Raw genomic sequence first — 11,754 nt, 5'->3', positions numbered from 1 at the left:
CGCGATCTCGGAGTGTAGCTCAGCCTGGTAGAGCACCGGTTTTGGGAACCGGGGGTCCAAAGTTCGAATCTTTGTACTCCGACCATCGCAATTATCTTTGGCGCATCGGAAGAACCGAAAACCGCGTCGCGCTTTTCGGTCCGATGCTGTGCATCGTGTTGAGGACTTTGCATGACCGCCCGAATCTATCGTCCCGCCCGCAATGCCATGCAGTCAGGCAAGGGCAAGTCCAAGCAATGGGTTCTGGTGCACGAAGCGACGACGCCGCGCAGCATTGATCCGCTGATGGGCTACACGAGCAGCTCGGACATGAACCAGCAGGTCAAGCTCTCGTTCAACACGCAGGAAGAGGCCGAAGCCTATGCGCAGCGCAATGGCATTCCCTATTCGGTGCAACCCGCGCATGACGCCACACCCAAGCGCGTGAGCTATCCGGACAATTTCCGCTCCGATCGCAAGACTCCCTGGACGCACTAACCCCCGGTCAGCGACCTGTCTGCCACCCGGCGCCGCAAGAAATTGCGGCGCTTTGCTTTGACGAGAGTGTTTTGGTGCGGACAGCGGGTACCAGACCCGCCGCGTCGTCGGTCCCATTTGGTGATGGGCGGACTTGCATCTTGTGTGGCGCGCGCTGACTGTCCAGAATGAACACTGGAGGAGCCATGCTGAAATCGTTAGCCGCCCTGCTCGCCCCATTCGTCCTGGCTGCCCCTGCCTATGCGGCGCCCGCTATCTGGAAAGTGAGTGATGCCGACAGTTCGATCTGGCTGTTCGGCTCGGTCCATATGTTGCGTCCCGACACCGACTGGCGCACGCAACGGCTCGACAAGCTCATATCCAAGGCTGACCGCGTCTACTTCGAGGCCGACATCAGTGCCGCCGCGCAGGCGGAAATCATGCCTGTTTCGCTAGAGCTCGGTTTCAATCGCGACGGAGTGTTGCTCAGCGAACAGATCGGGCCGGAACTGACGGACCGCGTGCGCGATGCCGCTGACGAATATGGCATTGCCATGCCCTCGTTGCTGATCATGAAGCCTTGGCTGGCCGCCACGACCCTGAGTTCGGGGCCACTCCTCTATTCCGGCTATGAGGCCGCCTTTGGCGTGGAAATGGTCCTCGCCGAAGAACTGCCCAGCAACCGCAAGGCCTTTCTCGAGACCGGCGCCGAACAGCTTGGATTTCTTGCCGGCGGTACGCTCGAAGAACAGATCACCATGCTCGAAGCGACACTCGATACGCTGCACATGGCGCATGACGATATCGAGACCATGATCGGGGCGTGGCTGGACGGCGATCCCGACACGCTCGGCGAGGCATTTGATTCGCAGACCGACGGCTATGGCACAGCCATGGTGGAGCGCATCATCGACACCCGAAATCACAACTGGGCGGACAAGATCGAAGCCATGCTCGACGGAAACGAGTCCGCCCTGCTGGTGGTCGGCGCAGCACATCTGACCGGCGACGTCAGTGTCGTCAGGCTCCTGGAGGAGCGCGGCTTTACCAGCACGCGCGTCCAATAGAAAAGGCCGGCCGCTCGCACGGCCGACCTCCCCGTGGCCGTGGCGACGTCGTCAGACGTCGGCGAAGCGGGTCCACTTGCTGTCATTCTGGCTGGACTTAACCGAAGCGGTGATGAACTGCATGCCCTCGATGCCGTCGGCCATGGACGGCAGCAGCTCTTCATAAGCAGCGCCGTCGCCGCGGATGACCGCCGCAAACTGGCTGTAGAGCGTCGCAAAGGCTTCCAGATACCCTTCCGGATGGCCAGATGGAATGCGGACATTCATCGAGGCGGCAGGCGGAACCGAGATGGACCCGCCGCGGGTCAGCAACTGGCGCGGCTTGCCGAATTCGGTGAACCACATGTAGTTCGGGTTCTCCTGGCTCCATTCGAGCCCACCCTTGTCACCGTATACGCGCAGCTGCAGGCCGTTTTCCTTGCCCACCGCAACCTGGCTGGCCCAGAGCATGCCCTTGGCCCCACCTTCGAAGCGCAGCATGATATGGACGTTGTCATCGAGCTGGCGACCGGGCACGAAGGCCGTGAGGTCAGCTGAAACGGCCTCGGTTTTCAAACCGGTGACGAAGCGGGCGAGGTTATAGGCGTGGGTGCCGATGTCGCCGATGCAGCCCCCGGCGCCGGAACGGGCCGGGTCGGTGCGCCAGGCGGCCTGCTTGTTGTCCTCGTCAGCCGCTTCGGTCAGCCAATCCTGCGCGTATTCGGCCTGGACGACGCGGATCTTGCCCAGCGCGCCAGAGGCGACCAGTTCGCGGGCCTGACGGATCAGCGGATAGCCCGTGTAGTTGTGCGTCAGCAGGAATTTCGCACCGTTCTTCGGCTTGATATCCAGCAGCTTGCGCGCGTCCTCGAGCGTCGAGGTGATCGGCTTGTCGCAGATCACATGAATACCGGCCTCAAGGAAAGCCTTGGTGGGGCCGAAATGCATGTGATTGGGCGTGACGATGGACACGGCCTGGATGCCATCCGGCCGGGCCGCCTCTGCCTTGGCCATTTCCTCGTAGGAGGTGTAGATGCGATCTTCGGCGAGGCCGAGATTTTTTCCTGATTCTACAGCAACTTCAGGGCGCGACGAGAGGGCGCCGGCCACCAGCTGGAAATCGCCATCAAGGCGCGAGGCGATGCGGTGCACATAGCCGATAAAGGCCCCCGTGCCGCCGCCGACCATGCCCAGACGAATTGGTTTTGCGCCGTTTTCGGCCATTTTAATTCCTCCCTTGATGCGTGTTGGCCGTCACACCGCGACGGCCAATTTGCTAACAGATTGCTAACTCAAAGGCCCAGCATCTTGCGATTGGCTGCCTTGTCGGTGCCGCCCGAGGCGAAATCGTCAAATGCCTTTTCGGTGACGCGGATGATGTAGCTCTGGATGAGCTCTGCGCCTTCACGGGCACCGTCTTCCGGGTGCTTGAGGGCGCATTCCCATTCGAGCACGGCCCAGCCCTTGAAATCATTGGCAGCCATCTTGGCAAAGATTGCCGGGAAGTCGACCTGGCCATCGCCGATGGAGCGGAAGCGCCCTGCCCGCTCGACCCAGGACTGGAAGCCGCCATACACGCCCTGGCGGCCGGTAGGATTGAACTCTGCGTCCTTCACGTGGAAGGCCTTGATGCGGTCCTTGTAGATGTCGATGTAGTCGAGATAGTCGAGCTGCTGCAGCACGAAGTGGCTCGGATCGTAGAGCAGGTTGGCGCGCGGATGGTTCTTCACGCGGTCGAGGAACATCTCATAGGACACGCCATCATGCAGGTCTTCGCCGGGATGGATTTCGTAGCAGACGTCGACGCCTGCTTCATCGAAGGCATTGAGAATCGGAGTCCAGCGGCGGGCCAGTTCATCAAAGGCTTCCTCCACAAGTCCGGCGGGACGCTGCGGCCAGGGATAGAGATAGGGCCAGGCCAGTGCGCCCGAAAAGGTCGCGTGGGCCTTGAGGCCCAGATTCTGCGAAGCCTTGGCGGCGTTCATCATGGTCTGTACGGCCCACTCCGTGCGGGCCTTTGGATTGCCGTGCACGGCAGCCGGGGCAAAGCCGTCAAAGGCGGTGTCATAGGCCGGATGCACGGCGACAAGCTGGCCCTGCAGGTGCGTGGAGAGCTCGGTGATTTCCAGCCCGTGGCTGTTCACGATGCCCTTGATCTCGTCGGCATAGGTCTTGGAATTGGCAGCCTTTTCGAGATCGATGAAGCTGGACACCCAGGTCGGGATCTGCACGCCTTTGTATCCGAGGCCGGCAGCCCAGCGACAGATATTGTCGAGATTGTCGAAGGGGGCCTTGTCGCCGGCAAACTGTGCCAGAAAGATAGCCGGGCCCTTGATGGTGGTGGCCATGTGTTCTCTCCTCTTTGTGGCCCCGTAAACCGCCTCAGCCGGGGCTCCTCTTGACGCTACAGGGCGACGATCGCTCGCCGCCCTGACATGTTAGTCGATAGTGTTGACCGGCCCATGAGACCTGTCAATGAGGTACGCACATCAGGCCTTGAGCAAGGCCCTGGCTTCCTCGATGCCGAGAGCGCGCGGACGTTCGCAGGTGGTCTGCAGCGTCAGCACCTGACCGGTCTCGCCGGCCTTGAGCAGGCCCGTCATCACTTCCACCACATGGAGAGCGACGTCGAGGCCGCAGCGGGCGGTCTGGCCGTTGTCGATGGACCGCATCATGTCGGCAAGGCCGGCGCAACGGTAGTTGGCGCGCGGATGGTCCTTTTCGAGATCCTGGTTCGGCTTGCCGAAAGGATGATCCCAAGGCTCAACCGGAGTGCGGATGCCTTCGATACCGGTCGTGACCAGATCACCGCCGAAGAAGTTCGGATCGGGCACGAAGATCGAGCCGTCGGTACCGTAGAGCTCGATATTGTGATGGCCATGCGCCGCCACGTCCCAGCTCGCGCCGATCGTGATGATGGCACCGGAATGGAACTCAAGCACGCCATGGATGGTGGTCGGGGTGCCAACCTTGATCGTGGTGCCCTTGTAGGGACCATCGGCCGAAACGATACGCTCAGCGCGAGCCATGTTGGTGAAGGCCGACAGGCGCTTCACGGGGCCCAGCAGATGCACGAGATCGGTGATATAATAGGGACCGAGATCGAGGATCGGGCCGCCGCCAACCTGGAAGAAGAAATCCGGATTGGGGTGCCAGTGCTCCATGCCGCGGCTCATCACGTGGGTCGTGCCGCTCATGATCTTGCCGAGCTTGCCCGAGTCGATGATTTCGCGGGCCTGCTGATGGGCGCCACCGAGGAAAGTATCGGGAGCCGAACCAACCTTGAGACCGCGCTCGTCCGCAGCCTTCTTGAGGGACAGGCCCTCTTCGAGGCTCAGCACGAAGGGCTTTTCCGAATAGGAATGCTTGCCGGCCGAGATGATATCCATCGACACCTGGTAGTGGGTCGAGGGAATGGTCAGGTTGACGATGACGTCCAGCTCGCTGTTCTTGAGCAGTTCGTCAGGGGTTTGGGCCTTCACGCCAAACTCATCGGCGCGCAGCTTGGCGGCTTCCGGACGAATGTCGGCCACGGCGCGCACGTCGAGGCCCTTGAAGAGCGGCGCCAGGCGCAGATAGGCCGCGGAGATATTGCCGGCACCCATGATGCCGACGCCATAGGTCTTTGCCATTGTCAGACTCCGTAGCCCTTGAGAGCGGCAGCAGCATTGCGGGCAAAGCGAATGGCGTCGCTCGGCTTGTCATGCTCGGCCACGAAGTAGCGCGCCTTGGTCTTCGCCTTGATCTGCTTGATGTAATTCGGCCAGTCCAGGGTGCCGGTACCAACGTCGGCCCAGCCATCTTCGTCGGTCTTTTCGCCGGCGGGGGCAATGTCCTTGACGTGGACGGCGGTGATGCGGCTACCCAGCTTGTCGATCCAGAACAGCGGATCTTCATTGGCGCGGATCACCCAGGCCAGGTCCATTTCCCATTGGGTGTCAGGCGAGGCGTCCAGGATCAACTCCATCGGCGTCTTGCCATTGGCATCCTTGACGAATTCCCAGTGGTGGTTGTGATAACCAAAGCCCTTGCCGGCGGCCTTGAAGGCTGCGGCGATGCGAGCCAGACCTTCGGCGAATTCCTGCCAGTTGCCGGAGCCGGCGCGGTAGGCATCTGACGGAGGGGCCGGGCAATAGACGGTCTGGATGCCGACAGTATCGACGATGCGCAGGGCGGCATCGGTGTCTTCCAACTGGCTATAGCCCATATGCGCGGTCGGCATGGTCAGGCCAGCATTTTTCAGGCTCTGTGCCAAACCTGCAGGATCGGCGAACTGACCGCCCCAGCCTTCGACCTGGGTGTAGCCCAGGCTGGAAAGGGTCTTGAGGGTCTCGTCCAGCGACGCTTCGTTGCGGGCGCTGTAGAGCTGATACGAAAAGTCCATAATTGGCCTCGTGAGGGAATGAGGATGCGGTGTCGCGTCGGACCGGGGATAACCTGGCCGGGGGCTGGCGTCGCCGCGCCCGGGCAGATCGACTGCCGCGAAAGTAATGTTGCCAGCGATCGGCAGAATGGCGCCCTGGGGCGCCATTCCAAATTCGGTTACGGGACTAGAGCCGTTCCTCGGTGCCGGCGTCGAACAGGGAGCCGCGGGCAATATCGAAACCGACGGTAACCTTGTCACCGGCATTGATCTCGATGTCGCTGCTGCAGCGGAAAGTCACCGGAATGCCTGCCACCTTGGTCCAGGCCAGGGTTTCGGAACCCATGGGCTCGACGATTTCGATCTCGGCTTCGGTCTTGTACGGCATGGACTGGGCATCTTCTCCGATGAAGATGTGCTCGGGCCGAACGCCCAGAACCGCCTTGGTGGCCCCAACCGGAGCGCCCGAGACGTATTCGTAGCTGCCCACCGGAATGGCCGTGCCATCTTCGGCAGTGAACGTAGCGCCGTCGATGGTGCCCTTGATGAAGTTCATCGAGGGCGAACCGATGAAGCCAGCCACATAGAGGTTGACCGGCTTGTTGTAGATGGTGTGCGGATCGGCGAGCTGCTGGATGACACCATTCTTCATGATGGCAATCCGGTCAGCGAGCGTCAGAGCCTCGATCTGGTCGTGGGTCACGTAGATCATGGTGTTCTTGAGACGCTGGTGCAGGCGCTTGATCTCGACGCGCAGGTCCGAGCGGAGCTTGGCGTCGAGGTTGGACAACGGCTCGTCGAACAGGAACACGTCCACGTCACGCACGAGGGCGCGGCCGATGGCGACGCGCTGACGCTGACCGCCCGAGAGGTTGGCCGGCTTGCGCTGCAGCAACGGTTCGATCTGCAGAATTTCGGCAGCACGCTTCACGCGCTGCTCGATTTCCGCCTTGGGCATGCCGGCGACGCGCAGACCAAAGGAGAGGTTACGCTCGACGGTCATCTGCGGGTAGAGCGCGTAGGACTGGAACACCATACCGATGCCGCGGTCCTTGGGCTCTTCCCAGGTGACGTTCTTGCCCGAGATGAAAATCTGCCCGTCGGAGACGTCAAGCAGACCGGCGATGCAGTTGAGCAGCGTGGACTTGCCGCAGCCCGAAGGCCCGAGCAGCACGATGAACTCGCCCTGGGCAATATCCAGGTTGAGGTGCTCGAGCACCTTCACATTGCCAAAGTTCAGCGACAGGTCGCGGATGGAAACACTGTGTTGCATTCGGTTACCCCTTCACCGCACCGGCGGCAACACCGCGGACGAACCACTTGCCGGATACGAAATAGACCGTGAGCGGCACGAGGCCAGTCAGGACGGTTGCGGCCATGTTCACGTTGTATTCGGGCGTGCCCTGGGCCGAGTTGACGATGTTGTTGAGCTGGACGGTCATCGGATAGTTCTGCGTGCCCGCGAAGACGACGCCGAACAGGAAGTCATTCCAGATACCGGTAACCTGCAGGATGATGGCCACCACGAAGATCGGCAGCGACATCGGGAGCATGATCTCGAAGAAAATGCGCCAGAACCCTGCCCCATCGACGCGTGCCGCCTTGAACAGTTCCTGCGGCAGCGAAGCGAAGTAGTTGCGGAACAGCAGGGTCAGGATCGGCATGCCGAAGACGGTATGGATGATAATGACGGCCTGGAGCGTCCCGAAGATACCCAGGTCACGGGTGATCATCACCAGCGGATAGAGCATCACCTGGTAGGGGATGAACGAGCCGAAGATAAGGATGGAGAAGAAAATTTCCGAACCCTTGAAGCGCCAGTTGACGAGCGCGTAACCATTCACCGCCGCGATGAAGATGGAGACGATGGTGGACGGAATGGTGATCTTCACCGAGTTCCAGAAGCCGGGCGCGAGACCCTGGCAGTTCAGACCCGTGCAGGCACTGGTCCAGGCCTTTACCCAAGCGTCGAAGTTTGGCGCCTGGGGCAAAGCGAAGATATTGCCGAAACGGATTTCCGGCATGGTCTTCAATGACGTGACGACCATCACGTAAAGCGGGAACAGGTAGTAGAGCGAGAAGAAGACCAGGACCGTGTAGAGCATGATCTTCTTGGGCGTGAAAAACGGCTTGGGGCGCGGACCGCGCGGTTCCACCGTTGCCTGGCTGCCGGTGGCCGGACGACCGGCCATGGTTGCTGTCTGGCTCATGTGCGACGGCCCTTTCCGCCAAATTCGAGATAGGCCCACGGGATCATGATGATCAGCACGGTGAGCAGCATCATGGTTGCGCCGGCGAGGCCCTGGCCGATATTGCCGCCCGAGAACATGTAATTGAACACGTACTTTGCGGGGACTTCGGAGGAAATGCCCGGACCGCCATTGGTCAACGCCACCACAAGGTCGTAGAGGCGGACAATGCCCGAGCCGATGATGACAATGGCTGTGATCAGCACGCCGCGCATCATGGGCAGGACGATGGAAACATAGGTGCGCCAGGTGGGAATGCCGTCGACGCGGGCAGCCTTCCAGACTTCCTCGTCAACGCCACGCAGGCCGGCGAGCATCAGCACCATGCAGAAGCCGGTACCGTGCCAGAGACCCGCGATCAGCAGGGCGAACAGAACCATGCGCGGATTGGCGATCCAGTCGAAGGTGAACCATTCCCAGCCCAGGTTCCGCATCGTGCCCTGAAGGCCGAGGGTCGGGTTCATGATCCACTGCCACACAAGGCCCGTCACGATGAACGAAAGGGCGAAGGGGTAGAGCATGATCGTGCGGAAGGCGCTTTCGAAGCGGATCTTCTGATCGATCAGCACGGCGAGAATGAAGCCGATCACCAGCGTGAAGACCAGCGACATGGCGCCATAGGCGATCAGATTGCTGACCGAAACATTCCAGCGCGACGTCGCGAACAGGCGTTCGTACTGGTCGAAACCGACGAACTTGCCCGTGGGCAGGAGCCTCGAATTGGTGAACGAGTAGTAGATTGTCCAGATCGTACAGCCGACGAAGACCACGAGAACCGTGAGCACCATGGGCAGTGCTGCAATCTTGGCGGATATATTGTGAAGGAAGATTCTGGACAGGAAACCGGGTCGGGTAGACGTCCGCTCCCCTGCCTCCATCCGAACGGCAGTTTCCGCCATTGGTGCTCTCCATAAGGAAGGTGGTCGCCCTTGTCGATCAAGGCCGACCACCGGAAATTGAAGGCGGGGCCATGGCCCCGCCAAGCTTAGCCAGAATTAGTCAGCCTGTTCGATGATCGTGGCATAGCGCTCGATGTAGTCATCGACCGTGATGCTGTCGTCGTCGAGGAACTCGATGTTGAGATCCTGCATCTGCTGCTGGGTGTCGCTGGAGAGAGCGAAGTCACCCGACGGCAGGAGGCCGTTGCCGAGCATGCCGATAGCCTTCTGCATGCAGGGGTTGGCAGCCGACAGATCGATGTCGGTACGGATCGGCATCGAACCCTTGACCAGGTTGAAGTTCAGCTGACCTTCAGGCGAGATCAGGATCTTGGCCAGATCGGCCTGAGCCTGGAGCACGGCCGGATCAGTCCCTTCCGGCAGAAGCGGGAAGTAGAACGAGTCGCCACCACCGGTCAGCTGGTCACCCAGGCCGAGAGCCGGGAGACATTCGTAGTCTTCACCCGGGACGCCGCCTGCAACCTGCAGGTCGCCGGCGAGCCAGTCGCCGTGGATGTTACCGGCAGCTTCACCGGCCAGGAGCTGGTTGCCCACGTCACCGAAGGACGGGACCATCATTTCCGGCGAGATCACCTGACGGAGCGAGTCCATGGCTTCGGCAACCTTGCGGAATTCGGGGCCACGAACGGCATCGGCGCTCTTGTCGCGGTTGATGGCGAGCACGAGATCGCTACCACCCAGACCCGACATCAGCACGCCCGGCACGCCCGAAATCGGCCAACCGGTCGCCAGACCGAAGGGCAGGACGCCAGCTTCCTGGAGAGCCGGCCAGGAGGCCACGTACTCGTCCCAGTTGGTCGGCACGGGCTGACCGATCTTCTCATAGGCAGCGGTGGAGAGCCACAGCCAGTCCCACGAGTGGATGTTGATCGGCAGACAGTAGATCCCGCCTTCATACATGCACGGCTCGAGCAGGGACTGATCGACGTAGAAGCCGAGGCCGCCCATTTCTTCGACGATCGGGGTCAGGTCGCGCATCAGGCCAGCCTGGATGAGCTCCTCGGCGTCGCGGCCGGTGTTCATCTGGGTAGCGCCCATCGGGTCACCGCCGATGATGCGGCTGATGATGACGGGGTTGGCACCGGTGCCCGAACCGGCGAGAGCCGAGTCGACCCAGGTATTGCCAGTCTGCTCTTCGAAGAGCTTGGCGAATTCGGCGATGGCCGCGGCTTCACCAGCCGAAGTCCACCAGTGCGTCACTTCGAGATCCACTGCGTAAGCAGACGTGGAGCCGAGGAAAGCGGTTGCCATAGCGGCAACCACTGCAAACTTTTTCATAGGTTGTCCTCCCAACGAACACGAGGAGCTGTGCGCTCCAGCGATGCACCAGTCGCATGGCTGTTCCTCCTATAGAGCAACCCACGACTGTGTGTAATCGATTGCACTACACGTTCCAATCTGGTTGTGCAATCGATTTCAGGAGTTTCATACATGCCTTGCGGAGATGTCAAGATCGTTTTAGACCAATTGAAGTTCTGACAGCGAGAGGGGGCGCTGCCAGCCATGATAGAGTTAAGAAAAACGCCGACAATTCAAGACGTTGCGCGTTTCGCGAACGTCTCAACAGCCACTGTGAGCCGCGCCCTGTCGTCCCCTGACAGGGTTAGCGAGGGGACTCGTGCACGTGTCTCCGAGGCCATTCGTGTAACCGGTTACACGCTGAACCAAACGGCGCGCTCCCTGCGGCAGAGAACGGCACGGACGATCCTCGTGGCCTTGCCCGATATTCGCAATCCGTTCTTCTCGTCGATCCTCGACGCCATCGAGCGCGAGGCCACCAATCGGGGCTATGGCGTACTCGTCGCCAATCTTTTTCTGGCCCATGAACCGGCTCGCCGCTTGCAGGAATACATGCTTTCGAACCGCGCGGACGGCTTGCTGCTGCTTGGCGGCTCGATGGATGTTTCAACGCTGCGGACGCTGGCTGCGGCCCCCTACTCCGTACCGCTGGTGCTGGCCTGCGAAGAAATTCCCAATTCCGGTTTCCACATGGTCCTGACCGACAATATGCAGGCAGCCGAGCGTGCGACCCGGCATCTGCTCGATCTGGGCCATCGACACGTCGGACACCTTCTTGGGCCGGAGCACAACATCGTTGCGCGCGAACGGCTTGCCGGCTTCACCAAGGCTTTGCAGGACGCCGACCTGCCGCTGCGGCCGGCCTGGATGTTCCGCGGCAATTTCGAGATGGAAAGCGGCTTTGCGGCGGCGTCCCATTTCATGGCTCTCGAAGACCGCCCCACGGCCATCTTCGCCGCCAATGACGAATCGGCCATCGGCTTCCTGTCCGGTCTGCGGCAGCACGGGATCGAGTGCCCGCGCGACATATCGATGGTCGGCTTCGACGATCTGGGGGTTGCCCCCCACTACGCGCCGCCGCTCACCACGATGCGCCAACCGCGCGAAATGCTGGGCCGGATGGCCGCCGAAACGCTGATCGACCTGCTCGATGAGGTGGAGCACCAGCGCGGTCAGTTGCGCATCGTGCTCAATTCGGACCTGATCGTCCGCGGCAGCACCGGACACCCACGGCCAGAGAACGGTTCGCAAACGCATCCGGGCTATAGCCTTGGCACAAAAATGCGCTAAACAGGCGCCGTGCGGTCCCGTAGCTCAGCTGGATAGAGCAGCAGCCTTCTAAGCTGAAGGTCACAGGTTCGAGTCCTGTCGGGATCGCCAAT

The 11,754-nt window shown here is 61.1% G+C and carries 11 protein-coding genes and 2 tRNA genes; 5 read left to right on the top strand and 8 right to left on the bottom strand.

Annotated features, from left to right (window positions below):
- Positions 1-8 precede the first annotated feature (8 nt).
- From MQW79_RS01665 to MQW79_RS01655, 3 genes are all read left to right on the top strand, one after another.
- Positions 9-85 (top strand) — tRNA-Pro (locus MQW79_RS01665).
- A gap of 86 nt (positions 86-171) precedes the next feature.
- Positions 172-477, top strand: a complete 306-nt coding sequence (locus MQW79_RS01660) for an ETC complex I subunit (RefSeq protein WP_476586449.1) — start codon at positions 172-174, stop codon at positions 475-477.
- A 185-nt stretch (positions 478-662) separates the two neighbouring features.
- A complete protein-coding gene (locus MQW79_RS01655) occupies positions 663-1,523 on the top strand; it encodes a TraB/GumN family protein (protein ID WP_476586447.1) in 861 nt (286 codons plus the stop codon).
- A 51-nt stretch (positions 1,524-1,574) separates the two neighbouring features.
- On the opposite strand, the gene MQW79_RS01650 is transcribed toward MQW79_RS01655, so the two are convergent.
- From MQW79_RS01650 to MQW79_RS01615, 8 genes are all read right to left on the bottom strand, one after another.
- Complete coding sequence (locus MQW79_RS01650) at positions 1,575-2,726, bottom strand: Gfo/Idh/MocA family protein (protein WP_476586445.1); 1,152 nt, start codon at positions 2,724-2,726, stop codon at positions 1,575-1,577.
- 68 nt (positions 2,727-2,794) lie between these two features.
- Complete coding sequence (locus MQW79_RS01645; protein ID WP_476586444.1) at positions 2,795-3,850, bottom strand: sugar phosphate isomerase/epimerase family protein; 1,056 nt, start codon at positions 3,848-3,850, stop codon at positions 2,795-2,797.
- 141 nt (positions 3,851-3,991) lie between these two features.
- On the bottom strand, positions 3,992-5,134 hold the full coding sequence (locus tag MQW79_RS01640) for a Gfo/Idh/MocA family protein (protein ID WP_476586442.1): 1,143 nt from the start codon (positions 5,132-5,134) through the stop codon (positions 3,992-3,994).
- 2 nt (positions 5,135-5,136) lie between these two features.
- Complete coding sequence (locus MQW79_RS01635) at positions 5,137-5,886, bottom strand: sugar phosphate isomerase/epimerase family protein (protein ID WP_476586440.1); 750 nt, start codon at positions 5,884-5,886, stop codon at positions 5,137-5,139.
- Positions 5,887-6,052: 166 nt separating this feature from the next.
- Positions 6,053-7,138, bottom strand: a complete 1,086-nt coding sequence (locus tag MQW79_RS01630) for an ABC transporter ATP-binding protein (protein ID WP_476586438.1) — start codon at positions 7,136-7,138, stop codon at positions 6,053-6,055.
- Positions 7,139-7,142: 4 nt separating this feature from the next.
- Positions 7,143-8,075, bottom strand: a complete 933-nt coding sequence (locus MQW79_RS01625; protein ID WP_476586436.1) for a carbohydrate ABC transporter permease — start codon at positions 8,073-8,075, stop codon at positions 7,143-7,145.
- A complete protein-coding gene (locus tag MQW79_RS01620; RefSeq protein ID WP_476588166.1) occupies positions 8,072-8,992 on the bottom strand; it encodes a carbohydrate ABC transporter permease in 921 nt (306 codons plus the stop codon). The genes MQW79_RS01625 and MQW79_RS01620 overlap by 4 nt, the downstream gene beginning before the upstream one ends.
- 117 nt (positions 8,993-9,109) lie before the next feature.
- Positions 9,110-10,351, bottom strand: coding sequence for an ABC transporter substrate-binding protein (locus MQW79_RS01615; RefSeq protein ID WP_476586434.1), 1,242 nt, complete (start codon positions 10,349-10,351; stop codon positions 9,110-9,112).
- Between the two features lie 225 nt (positions 10,352-10,576).
- On the opposite strand from MQW79_RS01615, the gene MQW79_RS01610 reads away from it, so the two are divergent.
- Positions 10,577-11,662 carry a LacI family DNA-binding transcriptional regulator gene (locus MQW79_RS01610; protein WP_476586433.1) on the top strand — a complete coding sequence of 362 codons (1,086 nt, stop codon included), beginning with the start codon at positions 10,577-10,579 and terminating at the stop codon, positions 11,660-11,662.
- A 13-nt stretch (positions 11,663-11,675) separates the two neighbouring features.
- Positions 11,676-11,752, top strand: a tRNA-Arg gene (locus MQW79_RS01605).
- Positions 11,753-11,754: the final 2 nt, after the last annotated feature.

This window comes from Devosia sp. Micro-HW1 (assembly GCF_056341075.1).
The sequence above is the reverse complement of the archived record's forward strand: the minus strand, read 5'-3'. Positions and strand labels throughout refer to the sequence as shown.